Source organism: Echinicola vietnamensis DSM 17526 (assembly GCF_000325705.1).
In the GTDB taxonomy this organism is placed as follows: domain Bacteria; phylum Bacteroidota; class Bacteroidia; order Cytophagales; family Cyclobacteriaceae; genus Echinicola; species Echinicola vietnamensis.
This window is the reverse complement of the sequence record NC_019904.1, coordinates 1,370,962-1,395,783: the sequence shown is the minus strand read 5'-3', so window position 1 is coordinate 1,395,783 and position 24,822 is coordinate 1,370,962. Positions and strand designations below refer to the sequence as shown.

Here is a 24,822-nt window from a genome sequence, read left to right as displayed (position 1 = left end):
CTAACGTATTTTAATTGATCAATATCCCAATGGCAGCCCGTAAGCCCGCAACATTGGTCACGGCATAATAATCTACCATTCCCTCTAGCCGGACGCGGTAGGACAAGTTTAGGGTATATCCTGCACCCAGTGCCACATCGCTCTCTTTTCCGATAAGGCCCCTGACCCGCAGGAATGCCGGCTCCAGCGGATAATACCGCCCGCCCAGGGTTACCTGGTTTGGCCGGTCATAATTAAACTCATAACCACCGGAAAAAGAAATGTTATACCAGTGAAAATAGTTGGCCTCCAATCCCATTTGATAGCGCTTGATAACTCCCGGGGCGTCCGTACGGGCCAAATCCAAGGCTCCCGAAACTAAATAGCTTCCCTCCGCCTGCTGTGCCAAAACCGCTTGGCTACTCCACAAAATTAACGGGAATGCCAATAGCATTAAAATTTTCTTCATCAATCCATTCGTTTGAGCTCTTCCAATCGCTTTTTCTGTCCCTGCCACTCGTCCCGCAACCGGGCCGCCTCCATAAAGTTGAGTTCCTTGGCGGCTTTTTCCATTTGCTTTTGGGTCTGGGGAATCAGCTTTTCGAGCTTCTCTTTACTCAAATATTGTACCACGGGATCTGCCGCATAAGCATTTTCTTCCGTAAAATGATCATCGTAGAATTTGGCATTTTTCTTACTGTCTGCCACTTTGGTTTGCCCCATGATTTTATCCTTGGACTTGATGACGGTCTTCGGCGTAATGCCGTGCTCCTCGTTATAGGCCATTTGGATGCTTCTCCTCCTCTTGGTCTCGTCAATGGCCCGCTGCATGGAAGCCGTCACCCGATCGGCATACATGATGACCCGGCCGTTTTCATTCCGGGCTGCCCGGCCAATGGTCTGCACCAAACTCCGCTCATTCCGCAGAAAGCCTTCCTTGTCTGCATCCAGAATGGCCACCAAGGACACCTCTGGCAAATCAAGGCCTTCCCGCAACAAGTTAACACCCACCAACACATCAAAAATCCCAAGCCGCAATTCACGCAAGATTTCTACACGGTCCAGGGATTTTACTTCCGAGTGGATGTACCGGGACTTGATCCCAGCCCTCTCCAGGAACTTGTTGAGTTCCTCTGCCATTCGCTTGGTAAGGGTAGTCACCAGGACACGGTCGCCCTTCTTAATGGTCTGGTCGATTTCTTCCAGCAGGTCATCGATCTGGTCTCCACTGGGTCGCACCTCTATCAGGGGATCCAAAAGTCCTGTAGGACGGATAATCTGCTCTACCACCACCCCATCTGTCTGGTTCAGTTCATAATCCGCAGGCGTGGCACTCACATAAATGACCTGATTGGTCAGGGATTCAAATTCATCAAACTTTAACGGCCGGTTGTCCAAGGCAGACGGCAATCGAAAACCATACTCCACCAAGTTTACCTTTCTGGAACGGTCTCCACCCCACATCGCCCTGATTTGCGGCACCGTCACATGGCTTTCATCGATCACCAACATATAATCATCAGGAAAATAATCCAGCAAGCAGAACGGACGTGCCCCGGCAGACCTCCGATCAAAATACCGAGAATAATTCTCCACTCCCGAGCAGTAGCCCAGCTCCCTGATCATCTCCAAATCAAACTCTGTCCGCTCTCGCAGCCTACTGGCTTCTTCCAGCCTCATGTCCTTTTCGAAAAAAGAAATCTGGCTCATCAAGTCATCTTGAATCTCCTTGATCGCCACATCAATCGTTTCCTTGCCTGTCACAAAGAGGTTGGCAGGAAATATGGTGATCTGCTTTTCACTACTTATGCGCTTTCCCGTTTCTGGATCGATCCGTTGGATTCCCTCGATTTCGTCTCCCCAGAAATAAATCCGATAGGCAAAATCTGCATAGGCCACAAAAATATCCACGGTATCCCCCTTCACGCGGAATGTCCCATGTTTAAATTCCACATTGGCCCGGCTGTACAGGATATCGACCAACTGGAACAGCAGTTGATTTCGTGGTATTCGCTGCCCTTCCTCTAGGTTCACTACATTCTTACCAAACTCCTCTGGGTTACCGATACCGTAGATACAAGAAACAGAAGCCACCACGATCACATCCCGCCGACCACTCAGCAAAGCGGATGTCGCGCTCAGGCGAAGTTTCTCAATCTCCTCATTGATGGACAGGTCCTTTTCGATATACACCCCACTCGTGGGAATAAATGCCTCTGGCTGGTAATAATCATAATAGGAAATAAAGTATTCTACCGCATTATCCGGAAAAAACTGCTTAAACTCTCCATACAACTGTGCTGCCAAGGTCTTGTTATGACAGAGCACCAGGGTCGGCCGCTGTACTTCTTGGATCACATTGGCCACGGTAAACGTCTTTCCTGATCCAGTCACCCCCAACAATACTTGTGAGGGCTCTCCCGAAGAAATTCCCTCAGAGAGATTCTTGATGGCATTGGGCTGATCGCCTGTGGGGCTATAATCTGAAATGATCTTAAAATCCATAATTTTTCTTCTCTATCCTTACACTAACGTATTCGAGCAGGCCAAAAGTTTTTTAGCTATTTACCATTCGCTTGTGGGCTTTGAACTTATCGAGGTTATAATAAAGAAAATTGCTCCGAAGGATCACAACCAAAATCAGTGGAAGGACGCTTGGATGAAAAGATTGCCAAGACAGGATCCAAAACACCACTGCCGCATCGGCCATGATCAACGCAAACAATAGATACTTTTTTACCCATGGAGCGGGACTGCTCATCCCCAAACCATACACCAATAAGCCATGTAGCGGAAATGCCCATAACATATTCCAATTGTACTTGGTCGCCGTATGTTCGGTAAAAAACCAAAGCAACACCACTACGATTCCCAATACTGCCAACACGCCAAAAAAGGCTTGATCAAATCCTATAAAGAGTCGCTTTTTTCTATATCCCATGTACGTAATGACGATAAACATGATGGCAATTCCCCAAAACAGAAAATACGGATTAAAAATATTCGGGGCAATCGCCACGGGAGGCACATCCAGAAGCGTGGATTGGTGCTTTACCAAGGGCCGTGTAGGGCCATCACCTACAATCTCCGCCCTCCCAAAAGCAGCTTCCATATAATCGGGCAAGAACTGCTTCTCCCGTTCGCTGGCGTCTATATCGATCACACTTCCCAAAGCCAGATCAATCCCTAAATCCCCCCAAGGCAGTGGATACACATATTCATCGATAAGGTCTCGAAAGGTCTTTTGTTCTTCAGACACCGGATCATTCCACTCCAGCTGCTCACCCAACACCGTCTTCATCATATCCCTGATCCGCGTAGCACAATTGTCATAGAAAAAATCATAACGGTAATACCGATTGTCTGGCTGATTGTTGATGTGTAAAAACTCCACCATTTTATTGGCCTGTTCCTCGTTTAAATTCAGCTCCTGCTCCCTTACAGCTTGCCCCAGATAAGCATAGTGCTCCATAAACCGGTCATAGGTGGCTACAGAAAGCCAATAGTCAAGTTTTCCTCTGGCAAATTTCATGTAAAAGCTCGGATCAAAATCAAATGTCCCGTAATTGTAGACCAAATCCCTGCCTGTTTCCATGTCCGTCACACGCACAGCACTGTGACCAAATACACTGTATAATTCTGAACCTGGGGCACAGGTCAACAAGCTTACCCTATAATTTTTCGCATATAATTGGCTAATATTCAAAAGGATAATGGTAAAAATCAAGACGGATTTCTTCATTGTCAGGATTATATTTATAGGTAATGGGATGGTCTATTTTTTTAGTACGGTTTTATACGATTCCCCTTGCCGAATGGGGCAGCACTTATGCCAAACGAATTTACAAGATAATATTCGTAATTTTTATAGTATCTGGGATATTCTCCTTAAACGCAAACGGTCAGGAAGTTGGTGCCTTCCGTACCATTACCAGTGGAAATTTTGACCAAATCAGCATTTGGGAAGTCTATGATGGCAGCAACTGGAATCCTGCAAGTATGGCCCCTGACAACACCTCTGATGTGTATGTAGCTTTTGGCCATGAAGTCACCTTGACCCAAAACCAGTCTGTCAAATCCCTCTACCTCAATGCTCAAACGGGAACCGGGAAAAAACTCGATATTAATGGAAATGAACTCTCCCTGTATGGAAGCCTCAATGCCTTTTCTGGAGCAGTGCCTGGCATCCCCTCCGGTACTTGGAACAACATCGACTGGATCGGCAGTAGCCTTGAAAGCAAGCTGGTCTTTAAAGGAGCATCCCGGATAGCCATACCTGAAGGCGCTTGGAGTGCCCTGTCCACCCGAAGCCGATACACCATGGTCTTTGCTCCGGAACCGGATGCCATCCTAACTGTTCAGGAATCGGTAAAAGCCAGTGAGATCATCATCGAATCTGGGACGGTAATCCAAGAAGGCATTCCAGGGGTGGATTGCGCCACCTTTTCCTTCAATACCAATCCCGCCATAACAGGAGCTTATGGCTCCCTTACCATCGCCGAAAACGCTGCCTTGGAAAGCTATTGTAACGCCCCTATCGTCCAAAGGTCCAGCACCCAACCTGCCCAAGAAATGACCCTTGCTGATGGAGGAACACTCGTGCTCCATGCCCCCATGCCCGAGCTCCATGCGGCCAACGTTAACCTTTTGGGAGAAGTCCATTATGCCGCCCCGTCAGGCATACAGGAGCTGCTCAAAAACACCTTAACCGGCACGGCAGAGCCCTCCTACCATGACCTATATTTTGAAGGTGAATCCCTAAAGAACCTTCCTCCTACGCTCTTCCTGTCCGGTGACATGATAAGGAATGGTACTGGCCCTATCCAAGGCAATAACACAGCCCTCTCCATCATTGGAGCGGAAGACCAAAGCATCTCCGGCATGGCCCTCTCCATAGAAGATCTCGAAGTGGACAAGCCCATGGGAACAGTCTCGTTTGACGATGACCTCACCATTTTACGCCATATGACCATGAAAGCTGGCGCCATGGATTTTGGGGGCCATGACATGACCTTAAACCAAAGCGGATTGGGAAGCTATGAATACGAAGTGGGGCAATGGCACAATCTTGAGGCTCTACACTATAAGCACCCTCCAAACAACCTGAATATCAGCAATGCCAGTTTTCCGTTTGTGGATACCTACGAGGGGGGCACACGGCTGCTCCAGCTGCTCGGCCCCAATCCAAATGCCGGAAACAACCTGACCATCCGGTACACACAGCTCCCTGGCGTAGATCACGATGCAGATTTCTTTGACACTGATGGCACTTGGATCCTGTATCAATTGTACAGCTATTTCAGCTTTTCAGGATTTACTGGAGGAAATAACTTCATTACCCTACGCATTTCCGGACAGGGACTGATCATCGATGAAGTCGATGACTTGCGAATTGTCGCCGATCATGAACCCGCGGCTGGCAACCATCGGATTGGCATTGATCAAAACGGATGGCCATGGGCCAGAAGAAAGGTTCGTCTCAATCAGCTCAGCAATCATAAGTTCACCATTGGTAGCGAGCGGGTAGCCACCATCCTCCCGGTCACTTGGCTCTCTTATGGCGCAAAAGCCGTGGACCATTACAATGTCCTGCATTGGGAAATTACGGATGAACGCCAAATAAAAGGCTATAAAGTCTATCGCTCAGCCTTCAATGTGGATAACTTTGAGCCCATTGGTGAAATCGAGGCCAAAGGCAGTGCTGGGGAGGATTTACCCTATCAATTTGTGGACGAAAACCCGCCGCTTTTTGGCCACTGTTATTATAAAATCACCAGTTTGTCCTCCATGGGCAACGAAGAACCCACGCCAATCTTTCTGGTAAAAAGAACGGCAGAAACCAGCCCATCACCCCGCATCTCTCCAAATCCTTACAACCATGGGGACCTCCACCTTGTCCTTCCAGAAAACCTGGAACACTTACAGGCTGATTGGAAGGTCATGGATGCACAAGGCATGGAAATCCTATCCCTCCAGGGCAGCAAAAAAGCCATATCCTCGAGGCTCAAAGAAAAATTATCAACACTTCGTAGTGGAATCTACCTCATCCGAATTTCCCATCGTCAGCAAAGCCACACCATCCGATGGATCAAACAGTGACCTTGCAGGCTCAAAAGGCCTCTTCTCACCAAAACCCTTAATCGATCCCAAGCAATTGCTACCTATCATTTTTTACGTTATATTCCTACACTATTTTAATGTAAACCCAAATCACATGAATTTTACCCTAACGGAAGAACACCTAGCCGTCCAAGAGGCCGCTCGGGAATTCGCCAAATCTGCATTGTTGCCCGGTGTAATTGAACGGGACACTCACGCCACCTTTCCCCACGAACAGGTTAAGCAAATGGGGGAACTGGGCTTTTTGGGCATGATGGTAGCTCCCCAATACAACGGTGGGGGCATGGATACACTTTCTTATGTATTGGCCATCGAAGAAATCTCTAAAATCGATGCCTCCGCGGCGGTGGCCATGTCCGTCAATAACTCTTTGGTATGCTGGGGACTGGAACATTATGGCTCTGAGCAGCAAAAAGAGAAATACCTAAAACCCTTGGCTGCAGGCGAAATACTGGGCGCTTTCTGCCTTTCAGAGCCCGAAGCAGGCTCAGATGCCACCTCCCAGCGTACCATGGCAGAAAAGCACGGCGACCATTACCTCCTCAATGGCACCAAAAACTGGATCACCAACGGCGGCACCGCCAGTGTATACTTGGTCATGGCCCAAACCAACCCTGAGCTGAAGCACAAAGGCATCTCCACTTTTATCGTGGAAAAAGATATGGAAGGATTTCAAGTGGGGAAAAAAGAAGATAAACTGGGCATCAGGGGCTCTGACACCCATTCCTTGATGTTCAATGACGTGAAAGTTCCTCTGGAAAATCGCATTGGAGAAGATGGTTTTGGCTTTACCTACGCCATGCACAGCCTGGATGGAGGAAGGATAGGAATAGCGGCCCAAGCCTTGGGAATCGCTGCTGGAGCCTATGAACTGGCCTTGGCGTACTCCAAGGAGCGGAAAGCGTTTGGCAAGCCGATTAGTCAGCATCAAGCCATTCAGTTTAAACTAGCGGATATGGCCACGGAAATAGAAGCGGCCAGGATGCTGGTCTGGAAGGCTGCCTGGCTTAAAGACCAAGGCGAATCATACGCCCATGCCAGCGCCATGGCAAAATTGTACGCTTCCAAGGTCGCCATGGACACGACGATTGAAGCTGTACAAATCCATGGGGGCTATGGATTTGTCAAAGAATATCATGTAGAAAGACTCATGAGAGACGCCAAAATTACCCAGATTTACGAAGGAACAAGTGAAATTCAAAAAATAGTTATATCCCGTAACTTATTAAGATAAATAAACAAATTCAAAATCGTCCCCCCGTAACTTTGAAATTCATATAATTATTCGGCCGTTGTTGAATTTTTCGTTAAATTTATTATATTCTAACTAAAAAAGTCATACTTTTACAGGTATCAACATAATAATATCTGTCATGGAATATTACAATAAAGTCATAGAATCCGTGGGTGTGCGGTATACGAGGGGTAATAACTACAAAGTAGAGCGACCTATTACCGTGACGGACTACTTAGAACCTGAAAACACCGTCATTCTATTACATCAAGGAACACTAAAGTTTGGTGATGAGCAAGAACTAGTCAATGAAGGCGAAATACTGTTCATTCCCGCTGGAAGAGCATGCAAAGTTTCCTTTGGTCAAGCCACCAAAAGAAATGAAATGTCCAACAACAGCTTTTTGGAAAACAAAAAGAAGCATTTACAATCCATAAGTTTTAAGGACATTAAATCCATTGAAGAGGACTGTATCACATTGGTGACCTTCGAAGCTAAAGTCTTCGATGTCGTGAATTTCTTCAATTCGCTCGGCATCCCGCCATTTATCATCCGTTTTAACGATCGATTGGCCTCCATTATTGAGGATGTGGTCAAAGAATCCGAGCAAAATATCCCCGGTAAAGAGCGAACTATCAAAATCCACACGGAACTGCTGGTGGTGGAATTGGTAAGGCATATTTTGAAAAACCGATTGTTCGTGGAAGAAATGTCTACGAACAGTACTTATTTCAAAGACCCACGCTTGATCGACATGTTCAATTACATCAAAAAGAACATCGGTGGGGATCTTTCCAACAAGGTATTGGCCAAAGTAGCCAATGTATCCGAAGACTATGTAGGCCAATACTTCAAAATGCTGACCGGCATCAATCCGCAGGATTACATCGAATACCAACGCATGGAAGCTGCAGTAGAACTACTCCGTACTACCAAGAAAAGTATTCGCGACATTGGTAAAGAGGTGGGCTATAAAGATACAGCCTATTTCTGCAGAAGGTTTAAGATGATGTACGGATTGCCAGCAGGCAAAATGAGAAGAAGAGAATCACTAATTAACGTTCAGTGATACGTTGTAAACATTTGCTAAGTCAATTACCTCGGTCAGCAGGCCGGGGTTTTTTTCTGCCCCATTGCCCAGGACGATGAGGTCTGCCCCCGCTTCCCAAGCGTCCCTTGCTTTTTCCACCGAATCGATCCCTCCTCCCACGATCAGCGGACGATCTACCTTCTTACTGACGGCTCGGATCACCGCTTTGCTGACCGGGACTTTGGCGCCACTGCCAGCATCGAGGAAAAAATACTGCATCCCCAGAAACTGACCTGCCAAGGCTGTCGCAACGGCCAGAGCGGGCTTATCATTGGGCAAAGGTATGGTCTGGCTGATATAGCTGGCACTCGTGATTTGCCCGTCATTGACCAGCATATATCCCGTGGGAAGCACCTCCAGCGAAGACTTCTCTAACAAGGGAGCAGCGGTCACCTGTTGGCCGATCAGCAATTCAGGATTTCTTCCCGATATCAATGACAAAAACAAGATCCCATCCGCCTTGTCTGTTACCTGAATGACATTTCCCGGAAACAACACCAACGGAATCTTTTTGGCCAAGCCCTTTATCTTCTGGACAATGGCATCGACGTTATGATCATCGATTAGGCTTCCGCCCAGAAAGATAAAATCCACTTTATGACCTGCGGCCAATCGAACCAAGTGCTCCAGCGCTTCTGCATCTCCGCATTTCTCCGGATCTATCAGCAGCGCCACACCTTTCATTCCATTTCTGTGCAGGTCATTTAATGCCGTGGCAATAACCGGTTTACTTTTTCTTGGCATCATTCGCTTGCTTGGACAGTACATCGACCAACTTAGCTTGGCCTAAAGATAAGGCGACCATAAAGAGACGCTTGCCCAAGCCACCTGCAAACGAAGATTTTTTTGGTTTTGTCTTCACTATATAATCCTCGGGCTCTTGGCTACTGCTTTTGGCTTTTTTAGCGTGCTTTTTAGGCTTCTTTTTTTTGCCCTTAAACAATTTTTTAGTGCCGTAAATAAGCATACTTCCTGCCATCACAGCACCGCCCACTTTGGCCCAAGAAACGGATTCTTGCTTTAAAAGCCCAAGCTGCTGGTCCAGTTGCCTTTCCAGGTCCTCTTCTTGTTTTTTAAGATCTGCTTTACTCATTGTCACCACTGTTTTTTTTGCGAAAGAAAAGGAACGTGTTCAGCACAGCACCAACATTACGCTGGATTCCTTTGGAATCTTTGATGATGTAAAGGAAAATCAGGATTCCCAAATATATGAGGCCTACATACAAAAATCCAAGTGAATTGGAATAGGTAAGCTCTGCAAAATAAAAGGCAAGGGCAATGCTTCCAAAAAGCAGAATCAATACCGAGACAATGACCATCATCGAAAGAATGGCCACTCTCGTAATGACGGCAGAAAGCTCATCCTGCACGTCCCTCTTGAGCATCTGAATCTTTACTTCGATGAGTTTTTTTACCGTATTGATAATTTCAGAGAAGTTAAGCATCATAGTTCGGTTATAATGAAAAATAATTTCTGTGAGATAAATTCAATACAATATACATCAAAAACCATGCTTTAAAAATTTATACCGCCTCTCCTTCAATGTAGTAATAAAATGAAAACACCGCTTCCAAGGCTTTTCTTATGGCCAGATTGATGGGAAACTGTTGCTCGGCCAAGTGAAAATCAATCGCGTATAAACGGGTATAATAATCTGCACTAGCGGGCACATGCAGTCCATCCTGGATGGCTACACTTACTGCTTGGTACTGATCCTTCTTTTCTTCTTTTATCAGTTTACAGGTAATCAGCTCCTTTTTCCCTTCCCTGTTTCGCCTAGCTGAAGCCCCGAAGAGCCGACAGATCAATCCACGATGCGCATACTGTCCGCATAGCCCGCCACTTCCGGCAATGCTCATCTGCTGAAGCACCACGCAATAGCGCTCATCACCCGCTTCTACCAGCTGGGTAAGGAACGCCTCTGCCTTGCCGGTTTGGTACAGCTCAAAGGCCAAGGGCAAAAACTCCAATACCGTGGCCGGTACGTTTGGGTTGGCGCAGCATCTTCCGCATCCTGTGAGACAGGTAAGCCGGCCCTGTTCGTTAAACTGCTGGATTTCTATGGCTAGGTCGTTGAAAAGTTCATTGACGGCAAGGGATTTTTGTATTAAATTCATACAGGTACATAAAAGCGCACGAAAGTACTCGAATGGCAGAATATTTACAACAGTTATTTTTGCAGACGGAATCTTTTTTTGCCCTGTTAGGATGAATTCATCTTGGAATGGAGCCTTCACATCAAAAGGACTGCTTTATCACTGACATTGAGATCATTAGCCAAAAAACCCATTCTCAAGCTCCGGATAAATCCAGCATCCATTTTCTATTTATCATCAAAAAAATTAAATTTAGTACCTGAAAGTAACCACTTTTAGTCGTTTCTATCGTATTAGTTTTTTAACATCAGTCCAAAAGTTATGAGCGAAGAATCAGAAAAAACCAATTTAGAAGAAGAGAGAATCCGTAAAGCTTTTAAGGAAAAAGACTGGAGTGAGATCAAAAGTGCCAACTCCTGGGTGATCTTTAAGGTAATGTCAGAATTTGTGGAGGGCTTCGAGAAGCTGGCAAAAATAGGCCCATGCGTTTCCATCTTTGGCTCTGCCCGTACCCCTCAGGACAACAAATACTATAAAATAGCCGAAGAGATCGCTGCCAAACTGGTCAGGCACGGCTATGGCGTGATCACCGGTGGCGGCCCCGGAATCATGGAAGCCGGTAACAAAGGAGCTCACTCCGAAAAAGGAAAATCGGTGGGACTCAATATCCAGCTGCCTTTCGAACAGTTTAACAACATGTACATTGACCAGGACAAACTGATCACATTTGATTATTTCTTTGTCCGCAAGGTAATGTTCGTAAAATATGCCCAAGGATTTATCGTTTTGCCGGGAGGATTCGGTACCATGGATGAGCTGTTTGAAGCCCTGACATTGGTACAAACCAAGAAAACTGGAAAATTTCCCATTATCCTGGTTGGTAAAGAATTCTGGGAAGGATTAATCGAATGGATCAAAACCATCATGCTGGAAAGGCACATCAATATCAGTCCTGAAGACATGGAACTGTTTACGCTGGTGGACACGGCTACCGAGGCCGTTGAGGCCATCGATGAGTTCTATAACAAGTATTTACTCTCCCCAAATTTCTAGTGGTGAAAAATATTCATGCATATATCCTGTACGGCCTGGTGGCCGTACTTTTTGTGTTACTTATCCGAAGCCGGATGGAAGTCGTATCTGATGATGCCAACACTTCCCGCGAATCTTCAGGAAACTATTTCTGGCCAAAACCTACCTCAAATGATGCCGAGTCCACCCCTCGGGTAACGCTCTTTGACCTTCCCGAGAAATTGACCTTTGCAGGTGAACCGGTTCCGCTAAAAGAAATGGACATCAAGGAGCGTTTTGAACGGGAGGTATACGTGAATGCTTTCTGGGAATCCAATATGCTCCTGATGATGAAGCGATCAGCAAAGTACCTACCAACCATCGAAAAAATCCTGGCAGACTATAACATCCCGGAGGATTTTAAGTATGTGGCCATGATCGAATCGGGCCTTCAAAATGTAGTCTCCCCGGCTGGAGCACGCGGATTTTGGCAATTTATGGAGGGTACCGCCAAGGATTTTGGCTTAGAGGTCACACGCGAAGTGGATGAACGCTATGATTTTGAGAAGGCAACCCATGCCGCCTGCAAGTACCTGCAGCAGTCTTATGCGAAATTTGGCAAATGGACCAGCGTGGCGGCCAGCTACAACATCGGCCAAGCCGGTTTACGACGAAGGATGAATGACCAGCAGCAGCCGGACTATTATGAGCTGTTGCTAAATGAAGAGACGGGTCGGTATATGTTCAGAATTTTGGCGTTTAAGGAGATTTTCGAGCATCCAGAAAAGTACGGTTTTGAGCTTAAGGAAGAGGATTATTACCATATGCCTGCCCTGAAAACCCTCGTCATCAAAAGTTCGGTAAAGGACTTGGCCGAATGGGCCCTAAAAAACGGCACCAACTATAAACAGCTAAAGATTTACAATCCTTGGCTCCGAACCCCAAAGCTCACCGTAAAAAAAGGCCGGGAATACCATATCAAACTTCCCGCAGATTGAGCCCAAGGCAACACCCGCAAAGAAAAGCGCTAACGATTCCTCATCATGTTTGATTTTAGACTTCAGGTTTTCCATACGGTCGCCAAGCGACTGAACTTCACCAAAGCTGCAGAAGAGCTTTACATTTCCCAGCCTGCCGTCACCAAGCATATCAGACAGATCGAACTGCACTATCAGGTCAAACTTTTTGATCGCCAAGGAAGCAAAATATCCCTGACGCCCGCTGGAGAAACGCTTTTTGAGCATGCTGAGCAGATTTTTGCCATCTATCGAGACTTGGAGTTTGAGCTCAATCACTTTACCAAGGACCATCGCGGCGAACTCCGCATCGGCGCCAGCACCACCATTGCCCAATATGTGTTGCCTCCTATCTTGGCGGCATTTCATGAGAAATTTTCCGATATCCGCCTAAGCTTGAGCACAGATAATACCGAACAGATCGGAAAGGCGCTGGACCAAGGGGAAATCGACTTGGGCATCATCGAAGGACAGACCAAACAATCCCAGTTTAAATACACCGAGTTTACCAAGGATGAAATCTTGCTGATCGCCCGTGCAGATCATCCCTTGGCCAAAAAAGAATCCCTTAGCATCCCCGAATTGCTAAAAATCCCCTTGCTGCTCCGAGAGCCCGGATCAGGCACCTTGGAAGTCATTGCCCATGCGCTGAAACCTCTGGGGGTAAAGCTGGGCCAACTCCAAAAAGAAATGCAGCTGGGCAGCACCGAAAGCATCAAAGGATACCTGATGAATTCTAATGCCATGGCCTTTCTATCCGTTTTTACAGTATTGGAAGAGCTTCATAGCAAAAAATTTACGGTCATCGATATCGACCAATTGTCCATAGAACGCTCTTTTCTATTTATCCAGCCTCATGGTGCCAAAGAAGGAATTGCTGATTTATTCATGAAATTTGCCCATCGCCATAACTTCAGGTAATCGATCATTGCCAAAAGCAATTTCATTTGTCCATTCTGAAAGAATATTTTTGCACTGTACAAAACAGGAGTTATGGACATGGAGAAAGCAAAGTTCAGTCTTATTCGCATTAGAAGCATCCAACAACTGCTGGACCGTGGCCTGACCATTCGGGAAATTTTATTTTGGGTGGCAGGGTTGATATGCCTTCTTCCCGGCATGACGGCTCCACTGGCCTTGGTGATGGGTCTGCTATTTGCCAATCTCCTAGGCACGCCCTACGCCACAGCAAGGACCAAAGCAACGGACTATCTGCTACAATTTGCGGTAGTTGGCTTGGGGTTTGGCATCGGAGCAGCAGATGCCCTTCAAGCAGGTAAATCAGGCTTCGCCATGACCATCATCGCCATATGCTGCACATTGGCACTTGGGCTAACCTTGGGAAAGTTCCTGAAAATAGACCGCAAGACCTCGCTATTGGTAGCAGTGGGCACGGCCATTTGCGGGGGCAGCGCCATTGCTGCCGTATCCCCAGCGATCCACGCACGACAGCATCAAATTTCCATGGCTCTAGGTGCCGTCTTTGTGCTGAACTCCCTGGCCTTGTTCCTGTTTCCGCCAATCGGAAAATTCCTAGGGCTCAGCGCTGGGGAATTTGGCACGTGGTGCGCCATCGCCATTCATGACACCAGCTCCGTGGTGGGTGCCGCCAGCCAGTACGGAAAGGAAGCCCTCCATATCGCAACGACGGTAAAATTGGCGCGAGCCTTATGGATTATTCCTGTGACCTTTGTGGCTGCAATGACCTTCGGAAAGGGAAAAGGAAACATCAAAATACCTTATTTCATCGGCTTTTTTATCTTGGCTGTTTTGGCAAACAGTTACCTGCCAATGGCAAATTGGATGGTCACGCTCATTCACCAGCTGTCGCATACGGCACTGTGCCTGTCCATCTTCCTTATCGGCTGTGGACTGTCAAAAAAACTGCTGCTTGCAGGGGGATTACGTGTACTCGGACAAGCGAGTATCTTATGGGTGATCATTTCAGGGATGACCCTTTTGGTGATCATCAACTTCTGATTTACCCTGGTCAGGGGACACTTTGCCAAGAGCTGAAAAAGTACGGTGATATTAGCGAAGTAAATCAAGGTTTGCCCAACCCACTCCCTAAAGGATGCTGGGCAAACCCAAATTGGATTACTCTTTCAAATAAACCAACACTAATTTACTTTCTTCATTCCCCACGTTAACGGCCTTATGTGTTCCTTCCTCAAACCAAATGGCTGCCCCTTTGGGAATTTCAGCTGTTTGCTCTTCACCCTCCGGAGAGGTAATTAACACATTCGCATCGATTAACAAACCCGGTCCACCCTTATATTCCTTGCAGCAAGGCTATTTTCTAAAGCCAATTCGATTCAAAAACTTTTGATACCCCATCAATGCTCAGGCACCTTCGTCGAAAGCCTCTTTTGCCTTATCGAGAAACTCCACAAAATTCTGGGGGTCGGTGTCGTACGCTTTTGGTCTGACGAGCATTTCCTCATCATGGTCCAATATCACATAATAGGGCTGTGCATTATTGTTGAACCGCGTAATCTGGAAATCCGCATTTTGCTTGCCAATGGTTTTCTTCACTTTATCATCGTAAGCAGAGGTATACCAATCTTCCTCGGGAAGTTCGGTACGCTCGTCCACATAAAGGGCCACCAGTACAAAGTCTTGCTTAAGCCGCTCCAGTACTTCAGGTTGTGACCAGACTTTTGCTTCCATCTCTCGGCAGTTGACACAGCCATGACCGGTAAAATCAATAAAAAGTGGCTTGTTTTCCTTTTTGGCCACCCTCAGCGCCTGCTCATAGTCATAATATCCCTGCAAACCGTGTGGCCAGTGCAAGAGCTCTCCGTGCTTGGGCACTTCTGTCATTTCTTGCTGAGCAGTGGCTCCGCCCCCACGGTTTTCACGGATCAGTTTTTCGATGTTAAAATCATGCGTGTGGATTGGCGGCAGGTAACCACTTAGTGATTTGAGTGGTGCGCCAAACAAACCCGGCACCAGATACACCACAAAGATAAACGTCACGGTCGCCAGCAATAGTCTTGGAACACTTAGCTTTTCGATGGGAGAATCGTGCGGCAGGCGGATCTTGCCGAGCAGGTATAAGCCCATGAGTGCAAAGATTACAATCCAAATCGCAATATAAATATCCCGGTCCAGCAGTCCCCAGTGATAAACCTGATCGGCCACGCTCAAGAACTTAAACGCCAATGCCAGCTCCAAAAAGCCCAGTACCACTTTCACGGAATTAAGCCAACCGCCCGATTTTGGCAAGCCGTTAAGCCATTCAGGGAAAATGGCGAAAAGCGTAAAGGGAATGGCAAAAGCCAGCGAAAAGGCAAACATGCCCATAATGGGCTTGAGGATTTCTCCTCCGGCAGATTCGATCAATATGGACCCAACAATTGGCCCCGTACAGGAAAATGAAACCAACACCAAGGTGAAAGCCATGAAAAACACACCTGTGAGGCCTCCCTTATCTGCTTTGGCGTCCATCTTATTGACCAGGCCACTGGGCAATGTAATTTCGAACAAGCCCAAAAAGGCCAACGCAAAGAAAACAAACACCAAGAAGAAAAAGATGTTGGGCAACCAATGTGTAGAAAGCCAATTGGCAAACTCCGGCCCTTGGACTGCCGCCACAATGGTTCCTGCCAGCGTATAAATAACGATGATGCTAAGGCCGTAGATAAAGGCATTTCTGATCCCCTGAGCCCGGCTTTTGCTTCTTCCGGTAAAGAAGGTTACCGTCATCGGGATCATGGGGAAAACACACGGGGTCAGCAATGCTGCCAATCCCCCCAAAAACGCCGCAATCACAAACGGCCACATGGAAGTGGCATCTCCCTGCTTTCCTTCTGGTGACAGGTCCACCTCAGGCACTTTAGTACCGGTCTTTTCAGGTGTAGTAGTCACTTCAGGCTTGACATCACCTGACGTATCCGCATCCGCTGTCTCCGAGGCAGGTGATGAAGTGTCTGCAGCACTTGGTGCATTGTTTTCTTCTACTTCATCCGTATCCGGTACGGCTTCTTTCTTGATGGAAGCATTGACCGATTGGGAAAAATCTTCCTCATAAGGCACACATTGTCCTGTCACATCCGAGCACATTTGATAGCTTATCAGGCCTACGATCTTTACGGCGGTTTTCGTGATCTTCACTTTCTGCCTGAATTCGGCAGTGCCCGTAAAATAGCTGACTTCACCATCCCATATTTCATCCATTTTCCGTTTTGGATTGATGGGCTTGAGTTCCCCAACTGGCTCAATTCCCTCGGATCCTTCCAAGCTCAATTCCGTCAGCATTGGCCCCAAATCGGGATCAAAATCATTGGAATAAATGTACCATTCCCGCGGAATATCTGCTTTGAAAATAAGCTCGACTTCATCATCCACAAATGGCGTCGGATCGGAAAGGGTCATCTGCCATTTTGGAGGCTCTATCAGCTGGGCAAAGGCCACCCAGCTGGTCAGGCAAAACAGAAATACGAAAGGGAGGGATTTTTTTAGACTCTTCATAACTAACAGTTAAAACTACCTTAGAGCACTAAGGGTTTCATATAAAACAAATAAACCACAAAACGGAAGCTGCTCAATTGATTTTTTAGGGTAAATACCCTACATTGGACGCTAGCTTTTTGTGGTTTACTGTGAAAGCTCAAATAAGGTTCTATTTTTCGGACAGTTTTCTAAAGTTTTTAAAGAAAGCTGCTATCGTCTCGATCCCCAACAGGTAGTTTTTGATACCATAATGCTCATTGGGCGAGTGGATTGCATCTGTATCCAGCCCAAAGCCCAAAAGAATTGGATCAAGTTTAAGTTCTTCCTGGAAAAGGGAAGTAATCGGTACCGATCCCCCTTCTCGGGTAGGAATGGCTTTTTTGCCAAAAACTTCCTGCACAGCCGCTTCAGCAGCTTTGTACCCTACCGATGAAGTAGGCACTACTGCCGGTTTGCCACCATGGTGAGGCGTCACCTTTACCTTCACCGAATCCGGTGCCAGTGACTCAAAGTGCTTCTGGAAGAGCTCCGAAATTTCATGATGATCTTGGTGTGGCACTAGTCGCATGGAGATTTTAGCATAGGCTTTTGATGGAAGGACGGTTTTAGCACCCTCGCCGATATATCCTCCCCAGATACCATTGACATCCAAGGTTGGCCGGATGCCTGTTCGCTCCAGCGTGGTAAACCCAGCCTCTCCTTCTACTTCTTTGATATCGAGCTTCCGCTTATAATCCTGCAAGTCAAAAGGTGCTTCATTTAGCTTTTTACGGTACTCCGCTGAAAGCTCCTCCACCTTGTCATAAAAGCCGGGAACGGTAATTTTCCTGTCTTCATCCTGCAGCTGGGAAATTATCTTGCAGAGGATATTGATGGGGTTGGCCACTGCTCCTCCATAGGTGCCACTGTGCAGGTCACGGTTTGGTCCGGTCACTTCCACCTGCATGTACGCCAGTCCCCGAAGACCAACCGTCACGGAAGGTGTTTCCAGTGACAGCATGCTGGTGTCTGAGATCAGCACCACGTCCGATTTTAGTTTTTCTTTATTTTCCTTGATGAAATTCGCCAAATTATCGGAGCCAACTTCCTCTTCTCCTTCGATCATGAACTTCACGTTGCAGGTCAGCTCTCCCTCGGCCATCATGGCTTCAAAGGCCTTCACATGCATATAAAACTGGCCCTTGTCATCAGCAGAGCCACGCGCAAAGATCGCTCCTTCTGGATGAAGCTCAGTCTTTTTGATCACAGGTTCAAAGGGTGCCGAATCCCACAGCTCATAGGGATCGGCTGGCTGCACATCATAGTGGCCATACACCAGCACCGTTGGCAACGCCGTGTCGATGATCTTCTCGCCATACACCACAGGATAACCGGGCGTAGGGCAGATTTCCACTTTATCGGCACCCGCTTGCGCAAGGCTTTCTTTCACGTATGATGCTGCTTTTAGCACATCCTCCTTGAATTTTGGGTCCGCACTTACCGAAGGAATGCGTAGCAATTCCAAAAGTTCTTCGATGAATTTATCCTTGTTCTGTTGGATATAATCTTTTGATGCCATATTTGGGATTTTAGATTGAACGTTCGAATGACCAAAATTACATTTTTATTAATTTATTTCCATGGTAATGGGAGGATAGGATTTTCGACGGAGGTATAGTGACTTCGTGGCCTTAAACTTTCGCCATTAAGGCACAAAGACACCAAGAAAGTTAGAGGTGGCCGCAACAACCGCTATGACCCCTCCAAGAAAATTGGTATTATTTCTTCCAATCCAACTGTGGAAGGCTTAGCTTAAACCTTACCGCTACCAATCGGATGGTGACCACCAATAGAAAGGAAAGAATCAAATTGGTATTACGCTCTACACCCAAGTTCTGAAGGACAATCACCAATATCGCCCCACTGAGGCAAGCGGTGGCATAAATTTCCTTTTTGAGTAAAATAGGCGTGGCATTGCACAGCATATCCCTGATGACCCCGCCCATGACGGCCGAAAACATCCCCATCATCGCGGCAATTTCAGGTCTTACCCCTAGGCTAAGGGCCTTTTCAGCCCCTAACACTGAAAACAAGGCGATCCCCAACGTATCAAATAAAAACAAGGTCCTCCGAAGCCTGGACATGATTTTAAAAAACAAAATGGCCGTGAGGATCCCAGCAAAAATAGCATACAGGTAACGGACATCATCGATCCACACCAACGGGTAACTGTCCAGCAGGACATCACGTAACGTACCGCCACCGATGGCCGTAATAAAACCCGTAAAGCCCGCCCCGAACACATCATGCTCCCGGTCATGCACCGCCAATGCACCAGAAACAGCAAAGAAATACGTGCCGACCAATTCGAAAATAAATTGCAAATCCATCATCTGGACGATTTAATTTTTTTTGATAAGTGTGATGAGCTGCATTATGCCGGTGACCCAAAACCTGTCAACTGCACGCCACAAATTACGTTGATATATACAGATATTTGGAGGAATTTTCTGGAAATTTCACTCCTCTTTTAAAAAACCAACTTCCTACAGGTATAGCAAATCAAATCCATAAAACACATGGTTGCGCATGATGCCTTGTATCACCCAAGCCTCTTAAGCATTAGCTTTCCTTGGTCATAACCAAGACCCCCATGGCACGAAGCGCATGAACCAGCACGGATTTAGGTGGTTCAACATGACTCAAGGTATGTTTCTCCATCACCTCACGCAATAACCCATCCGTGAGCAGAAACCGTGTAGAGCCATCCAACAACTGAAAAGTCCCTTCTCCAATCCTTTCACTGGCCGCCTCCATTCCGCCAAATCCCGTGGTCATGCGCAAAAACAACAGCCCTCCAGGAGCCAAAACCCGCATCATCTCTCCAAACATAGCATTAAAATGGGCGGTGTCCCTAGCGAAATGTAACACCGCAGAGCTGATCACTGCCTGAAAAGCCCCCTGATGAAAAGGCATGTCCTCCACAGGAGCCACCTGCAATCTCAGTGGGTCGTAGGCCTTGTCAATGGTCTTGGCATAGGTCCTGGCCATTTGGATGGCCGTTGGGTTTTGGTCCACGCCAAAAACTTGGAAACCTTCATGCAAAAAATAAATCAGGTTCCTTCCTTCTCCACAACCGGCATCCAAGATGCGCATTTCCTTGGTGAACCTCCCTTTCAAAATCTGATCCAACAGGTAAATATCGATATTGCCCAGCAATTTGTTCAGCGCGGCAATGTTCATAGGTCAAGTTGTTTTAATGTGGCGTGGGTAAGGTCTTTGCCCACTTCGATGATTTCTTTGGCCCGGTAAAACTCAAAGGTACCGCATTGCTTTCGGGACATCTGCACCACAGCATCCACGGTATGTGCCTGAAGGATATAGTCCGAAAGCCGGTCCTGCATCATCTCAAAGGAAAGGTTCATGAGATCCAGGAAGCTGGGGCTTTTGGGCTTTTCCTTTCGCTCTTGGGGAAAGAACCTGGCCATTTTTGCGCGATATTCGGTGACCCACTGCGGAACCGTAATGAGTGGCCTCCCGTCTTTTTGGGCCTGATGTGCTCGGACAAGGCAAGCAATGGGGGCATTGACATCAGAGGCAATCAACAGATCACTGTCAAAATCCTTAGCCATATTCACGGGAATAGGATTCAGCAAGGCACCGTCCACAAACTCCTCTTGACCGATCACATAGGGCTTAAAAACCGTCGGTATTGCTGCGGAGGCCCGAATTGCCTGAAACAAACTCCCTTGGCTGAAGGTAACTTCCTCACCAGAGAAAATGTTGACCGCATTACAAGCAAACGGGATGGGTAGGTTTTCGATCAGCTCATCGCCTACGAGTGCTTCTACCGCTTGGAAGACTTTATTTCCCTTGATAAAACCACGAGTGGAAATGGTAAAGTCCATCAGCGAAAATACATCGATACGATCCAAGTTACAGATCCATTCTTTGTAGGCATTCAATTTCCCACGGGCATAGATGCCTCCGATCAGTGCCCCCATAGAACATCCTGCAATGGCCTGGATGGAGTAGCCATGCTCCTCCAATGCTTCAATCACCCCAATATGTGCCAATCCTCGGGCACCACCACTTGAAAGCACGAGTGAAACTGTTTTTTTGCCCATGGTATCTTTGTTAACCCCTTATTTCAAGGGCTAAATTACTAAACGTTTCTTACGTAATAAATGATGTTGTCTTTTATTGAGGGGTAAGCTTGGAGGCTTGGGGTAGGTATGGCCTTTGAAGACTCAGCCAATTGCAGTTCCACGTCAGCGATGACGGGACTACTTGGTTTTTCTTCGGCTGCCTTCGGTCACCCACTCCTTGACTAGTCCTTTTCAAAAACAATCGCAGCCCAATTATCTTTCACTTTTTGGCCTTTCAGGTGAAGGCCAAGGGACTCCGCCCGGTATTGAAGATCAGGGATATCATGTTCGTAAAAGCCGCTGAGAAAAAGTTTGGCGTCCGGTTTCATCAAGGAAACATACACCTCCATTTCGTCCAAAAGCACATTTTTGTTGATATTGGCCATGACGATATCGAATGGGCCTTTGGGACTGACCTCCCGGATGGTTCCATGTCCCATTTTGACATTTTCCATCCCGTTGAGTTCAAAATTTTCATTGCCGTTTTCCACACACCAATTGTCTATGTCAAAAGCCTCAATGTGTGTGGCACCCAGTTTATGGGCCATGATGGCCAAAATGCCCGTCCCAGAACCGATATCCACCATGCTTTTTCCTTCATGCGATACCTCCAACTGGTGCGATAGCATCAGGTAGGTGGTGGCATGGTGGCCCGTACCAAAGGACATCTTGGGATTGATCAGGATCTCATGGTTGACGTCCTCCTTGGGAGCATGAAAGGATGCCCTGACATATACTTCATTGCCAATGGAAATGGGATCATAATGCTTTTCCCACTCTTCATTCCAGTTGACCTTGGGCATTTTGCCTTCTGTCAGGGAAATCTGGGCCATTTCTTGATATCGCCCCATCACCTCATCGAAAGCTTCCCGGTCAAATAAATCCTCTTGGACATAAGCTTCTACACCATCATCCGTTTCCAAAAATGAATCAAAACCGATTTCGCTCAATTCGGCCATGAGAATTTCCGTAAATTCTTGGGAACAGGAAATTTTAAACTCGAGGTATTCCATCGTCTATCGAAAAGTTTATGGTGTAATGCTAGAAGAAAGAGGCTGTCTCATAACTCCTCGTCATTGCGATTCCGATGGATATCGGAAGAAGCAATCTCGTCATACGTGCAATGCAAGCACATCGAGATCACTTCACTCCGCTCGTGATGACGGATTATTTATTTATGAAACAGCCTCTAGTTAACTTAGAAGGACTTGATGATGTCCACGAAGTCCCGAGATTTTAGCGATGCACCACCGATCAGCCCGCCGTCTACATCTGGCTTGGAGAAAATCTCTGGTGCATTATCTGGCTTGCAGCTTCCTCCGTAAAGGATGCTGGTTCCTTCAGCGATTTTCTCGCCGTATTTGCTGGCCAAGTGTGCCCTGATGGCAGCATGCATTTCCTGTGCTTGGTCAGAAGAGGCTGTTTTGCCGGTACCGATTGCCCAAATAGGCTCATAGGCAATCACAATTTTGGCAAAATCTTCCTCGCTCAGACCAAACAGACTTTCTGTTAATTGATCCTTTACATATGCCTCATGCGTACCTGCTTCCCTGATTTCAAGGGGCTCTCCACAGCAGAAGATCGGGGTAAGCCCATTTTCCAAGGCCAATTTCACTTTTTCGGTAAGCTGCTCATTGGATTCTGCAAAATACTCTCTACGCTCACTGTGACCAATGATCACGTAAGTGGCTCCGAAAGAGGCCAAGATGCTGGCAGAAGTTTCGCCTGTGTAAGCACCGGATGCTTTATCAGAGCAGTTTTGTCCGCCAAGGAAGATGTTATCCACTCCACCGATCAGTTTTTTCACATTGGAAGCATGGACAAAAGGAGGGTTCAACACCACTGTGACATCACTGATCCTTTCATCTTTGACCATATTGACAATCTCAGAAGTCAGCTTTTGACCTTCTTCCTGCGTTCCGTTCATTTTCCAGTTACCGGCGACGATTTTCTTGCGCATGATAATTTAGGTTAGGTTTGATATATTTGAATGAGAAAAAGACTTCCTGAGTCCACTGCGGTCCCCGGAAGATGTTTCGCTGCTAAAATTACATAAAATGTCCTTCCCAAGAAAAGATTATTCCCAAGAGCCTCAGAAAAAAACACTGACCCCTGGCCAAGCCAAGGTGAAGATTGCGGCATTTTGTGCATACCAGGAGCGAAGCCAGCAGGAAGTAAGGGATAAACTCTACGGCTATGGACTCTATCAAGATGAAGTAGAAGAGCTTATTTCAATCATGATTACGGAAAATTTCCTCAACGAAGAGCGATTTGCCGAGGCCTACGTCAGGGGCAAGTTTCACCTCAAAAAATGGGGCCGCCTGAAAATCGAGCAAGGACTAAAGCAGCACCAGCTTTCTCCCAACTGTATCAAATTGGGCATGCGGGAAATTGACGCGGAAGCATACTGGAACACTTTAGTGGAGTTGACGGAAAAAAAGTGGGCGACCACCCGAGAAAGTGATGATTTTAAGAAAAAAGCCAAAATCCACCGCTTCCTGATCAGTAGAGGGTTTGAGTATGACTTGGTGAGCAATGCCCTGCAGGAAGTCGCCTCAAAGGGTTAACGTCAATGGCTGGATTTGAACGGGCTTCCAGCATTTCATCACCAGAACCTACTTTTAACAAATCCCTTGCGGGCTAATCCATAATTATTGGATATGGTCATTATTCCCCTCTGGGGTTACACGCTTCAAATCCCCGCAGGCCGAACCCGGAGGGTTCAAACTTCCATAACCCAAGGAGAATCCTTGGGAAAGCACAACACCCTCCACCCCTCTCGCCAACCCCAGAGGGGTTGAACTTTTCCTTTTGAGCTGGTAAATTACACAGCACACAAAACCCAAATCTAACCATGAGCAGCTATAGACAATTATTTTACCATTTGGTATTTGGCACAAAACTCAGAGAGCCAAGCATCCCTGACAAATATTGCTTGGAATTATACAAATACATTTGGGGAATTGTTAAAGCGAAAAAATGTCAATTGTACCAGATCAACGGCATAGAGAATCACATCCACCTGTTGGTAGATATTAATCCACAAATAAGCCTTGTTGATTTCATAAAAGACCTTAAAGTTTCGAGCAGCACTTGGATGAGAAAGCATCCCAAGTTTCCTAATTGGAATGGCTGGTCTGTTGGTTATGGAGCATTTACACTATCTGTTAAAGAAAAGGATAGAATAATCAATTACATCAAAAAACAGAAAGAGCACCATGAATCCACTACGTTTGTTGATGAGTACAAAAAGCTTCTCAACGAACATGGAATCCCTTTTGAGGAAAAGTATTTGTTTGAATAAGAAGGCGTTCAACCCCTCTGGGGTTGGGGGTGGTTAAGTTTGCTCATGCCAATGGTTGCACCATTGGATATGGTCATTATACCCCTCCGGGGTTATGGGCTACCTCGTAGTTTTATTAGTTATGACTTGATTCCAAGGTCTCCCTTGAGGAAAGTTAACCCTTGTTTATGGATATACCATCTTTATCACCTCAGTTCGGCAATTATTCCAATGCCAAAACGTCACAGGGAGCCCTTTTGCGATAGGTTGTATAGGACATGGTAATCTCATGATGTTCGAAACTTTCAGTACACAGACCTCCATTAAAGACTTGAAGTCACGGGCTTTAAAATCAAACGCAGGTTCATCCAATTCCTGCCAAACGCCAAGAAAATTTAAACCTGCAAGAA

General features: G+C 46.6%; 24 protein-coding genes. 9 read left to right on the top strand and 15 right to left on the bottom strand.

Going from position 1 to position 24,822, the window contains the following annotated elements:
- Positions 1-10: 10 nt before the first annotated feature.
- From ECHVI_RS05925 to ECHVI_RS05915, 3 genes are read right to left on the bottom strand one after another with little or no spacing between them, the layout of a single operon-like run.
- Complete coding sequence (locus tag ECHVI_RS05925; RefSeq protein ID WP_015265051.1) at positions 11-448, bottom strand: hypothetical protein; 438 nt, start codon at positions 446-448, stop codon at positions 11-13.
- Complete coding sequence (gene uvrB, locus ECHVI_RS05920) at positions 448-2,484, bottom strand: excinuclease ABC subunit UvrB (protein WP_015265050.1); 2,037 nt, start codon at positions 2,482-2,484, stop codon at positions 448-450. The genes ECHVI_RS05925 and uvrB overlap by 1 nt, the downstream gene beginning before the upstream one ends.
- 52 nt (positions 2,485-2,536) lie before the next feature.
- Positions 2,537-3,721 carry an Lnb N-terminal periplasmic domain-containing protein gene (locus ECHVI_RS05915; protein ID WP_015265049.1) on the bottom strand — a complete coding sequence of 395 codons (1,185 nt, stop codon included), beginning with the start codon at positions 3,719-3,721 and terminating at the stop codon, positions 2,537-2,539.
- 23 nt (positions 3,722-3,744) lie between these two features.
- Between ECHVI_RS05915 and ECHVI_RS05910 the strand changes: the two genes are divergently transcribed.
- From ECHVI_RS05910 to ECHVI_RS05900, 3 genes are all read left to right on the top strand, one after another.
- Entirely contained in the window at positions 3,745-6,078 is a 2,334-nt protein-coding gene (locus tag ECHVI_RS05910; protein ID WP_015265048.1) for a T9SS type A sorting domain-containing protein, read from the top strand.
- Positions 6,079-6,193: 115 nt separating this feature from the next.
- On the top strand, positions 6,194-7,333 hold the full coding sequence (locus ECHVI_RS05905) for an acyl-CoA dehydrogenase (protein ID WP_015265047.1): 1,140 nt from the start codon (positions 6,194-6,196) through the stop codon (positions 7,331-7,333).
- A gap of 139 nt (positions 7,334-7,472) precedes the next feature.
- Positions 7,473-8,402 (top strand): AraC family transcriptional regulator, encoded by a 930-nt coding sequence (locus ECHVI_RS05900; protein WP_015265046.1) that lies wholly within the window; start codon positions 7,473-7,475, stop codon positions 8,400-8,402.
- On the opposite strand, the gene ECHVI_RS05895 is transcribed toward ECHVI_RS05900, so the two are convergent.
- From ECHVI_RS05895 to ECHVI_RS05880, 4 genes are all read right to left on the bottom strand, one after another.
- The gene (locus tag ECHVI_RS05895) at positions 8,385-9,167 is read right to left on the bottom strand and encodes a phosphoglycerol geranylgeranyltransferase (protein WP_041738353.1); all 783 of its coding nucleotides are present in this window, start codon (positions 9,165-9,167) and stop codon (positions 8,385-8,387) included. The two genes, ECHVI_RS05900 and ECHVI_RS05895, sit on opposite strands and share 18 nt — an antisense overlap.
- Entirely contained in the window at positions 9,151-9,516 is a 366-nt protein-coding gene (locus tag ECHVI_RS05890; RefSeq protein ID WP_015265044.1) for a hypothetical protein, read from the bottom strand. The genes ECHVI_RS05895 and ECHVI_RS05890 overlap by 17 nt, the downstream gene beginning before the upstream one ends.
- Positions 9,509-9,871: a phage holin family protein gene (locus ECHVI_RS05885; protein ID WP_015265043.1), complete on the bottom strand. Its 363-nt coding sequence runs from the start codon at positions 9,869-9,871 to the stop codon at positions 9,509-9,511. The genes ECHVI_RS05890 and ECHVI_RS05885 overlap by 8 nt, the downstream gene beginning before the upstream one ends.
- A 76-nt stretch (positions 9,872-9,947) precedes the next feature.
- Positions 9,948-10,541 carry a YkgJ family cysteine cluster protein gene (locus ECHVI_RS05880; RefSeq protein ID WP_041738352.1) on the bottom strand — a complete coding sequence of 198 codons (594 nt, stop codon included), beginning with the start codon at positions 10,539-10,541 and terminating at the stop codon, positions 9,948-9,950.
- Between the two features lie 300 nt (positions 10,542-10,841).
- On the opposite strand from ECHVI_RS05880, the gene ECHVI_RS05875 reads away from it, so the two are divergent.
- From ECHVI_RS05875 to ECHVI_RS05860, 4 genes are all read left to right on the top strand, one after another.
- Positions 10,842-11,573 carry an LOG family protein gene (locus tag ECHVI_RS05875; RefSeq protein ID WP_015265041.1) on the top strand — a complete coding sequence of 244 codons (732 nt, stop codon included), beginning with the start codon at positions 10,842-10,844 and terminating at the stop codon, positions 11,571-11,573.
- The gene (locus tag ECHVI_RS05870) at positions 11,573-12,529 is read left to right on the top strand and encodes a lytic transglycosylase domain-containing protein (RefSeq protein WP_015265040.1); all 957 of its coding nucleotides are present in this window, start codon (positions 11,573-11,575) and stop codon (positions 12,527-12,529) included. Before ECHVI_RS05875 ends, ECHVI_RS05870 begins: the two co-directional genes overlap by 1 nt.
- A gap of 45 nt (positions 12,530-12,574) precedes the next feature.
- Positions 12,575-13,468: a LysR family transcriptional regulator gene (locus ECHVI_RS05865; RefSeq protein ID WP_015265039.1), complete on the top strand. Its 894-nt coding sequence runs from the start codon at positions 12,575-12,577 to the stop codon at positions 13,466-13,468.
- Between the two features lie 78 nt (positions 13,469-13,546).
- The gene (locus ECHVI_RS05860; protein WP_245553435.1) at positions 13,547-14,527 is read left to right on the top strand and encodes a YeiH family protein; all 981 of its coding nucleotides are present in this window, start codon (positions 13,547-13,549) and stop codon (positions 14,525-14,527) included.
- Between the two features lie 117 nt (positions 14,528-14,644).
- On the opposite strand, the gene ECHVI_RS23595 is transcribed toward ECHVI_RS05860, so the two are convergent.
- The 8 genes from ECHVI_RS23595 to tpiA all read right to left on the bottom strand — a co-directional run bounded on the left by ECHVI_RS23595 (position 14,645) and on the right by tpiA (position 23,089).
- Positions 14,645-14,788 (bottom strand): hypothetical protein, encoded by a 144-nt coding sequence (locus ECHVI_RS23595; protein ID WP_157501238.1) that lies wholly within the window; start codon positions 14,786-14,788, stop codon positions 14,645-14,647.
- Positions 14,789-14,890: 102 nt separating this feature from the next.
- The gene (locus ECHVI_RS05855; RefSeq protein WP_015265037.1) at positions 14,891-17,020 is read right to left on the bottom strand and encodes a protein-disulfide reductase DsbD family protein; all 2,130 of its coding nucleotides are present in this window, start codon (positions 17,018-17,020) and stop codon (positions 14,891-14,893) included.
- Between the two features lie 151 nt (positions 17,021-17,171).
- On the bottom strand, positions 17,172-18,560 hold the full coding sequence (locus ECHVI_RS05850) for a dipeptidase (RefSeq protein ID WP_015265036.1): 1,389 nt from the start codon (positions 18,558-18,560) through the stop codon (positions 17,172-17,174).
- A gap of 199 nt (positions 18,561-18,759) precedes the next feature.
- Positions 18,760-19,371 carry a trimeric intracellular cation channel family protein gene (locus ECHVI_RS05845; protein WP_015265035.1) on the bottom strand — a complete coding sequence of 204 codons (612 nt, stop codon included), beginning with the start codon at positions 19,369-19,371 and terminating at the stop codon, positions 18,760-18,762.
- 232 nt (positions 19,372-19,603) lie between these two features.
- Positions 19,604-20,224, bottom strand: a complete 621-nt coding sequence (locus ECHVI_RS05840; RefSeq protein WP_015265034.1) for a class I SAM-dependent methyltransferase — start codon at positions 20,222-20,224, stop codon at positions 19,604-19,606.
- A complete protein-coding gene (locus tag ECHVI_RS05835) occupies positions 20,221-21,108 on the bottom strand; it encodes a patatin-like phospholipase family protein (protein ID WP_015265033.1) in 888 nt (295 codons plus the stop codon). Before ECHVI_RS05835 ends, ECHVI_RS05840 begins: the two co-directional genes overlap by 4 nt.
- 203 nt (positions 21,109-21,311) lie before the next feature.
- Positions 21,312-22,142 carry a 50S ribosomal protein L11 methyltransferase gene (gene prmA / locus ECHVI_RS05830; RefSeq protein ID WP_015265032.1) on the bottom strand — a complete coding sequence of 277 codons (831 nt, stop codon included), beginning with the start codon at positions 22,140-22,142 and terminating at the stop codon, positions 21,312-21,314.
- Positions 22,143-22,327: 185 nt separating this feature from the next.
- Positions 22,328-23,089, bottom strand: coding sequence for a triose-phosphate isomerase (gene tpiA / locus ECHVI_RS05825; RefSeq protein WP_015265031.1), 762 nt, complete (start codon positions 23,087-23,089; stop codon positions 22,328-22,330).
- 97 nt (positions 23,090-23,186) lie between these two features.
- Between tpiA and ECHVI_RS05820 the strand changes: the two genes are divergently transcribed.
- Complete coding sequence (locus ECHVI_RS05820; RefSeq protein WP_015265030.1) at positions 23,187-23,696, top strand: regulatory protein RecX; 510 nt, start codon at positions 23,187-23,189, stop codon at positions 23,694-23,696.
- A gap of 287 nt (positions 23,697-23,983) precedes the next feature.
- Entirely contained in the window at positions 23,984-24,433 is a 450-nt protein-coding gene (gene tnpA / locus ECHVI_RS05815) for an IS200/IS605 family transposase (RefSeq protein ID WP_015265029.1), read from the top strand.
- Positions 24,434-24,822: the final 389 nt, after the last annotated feature.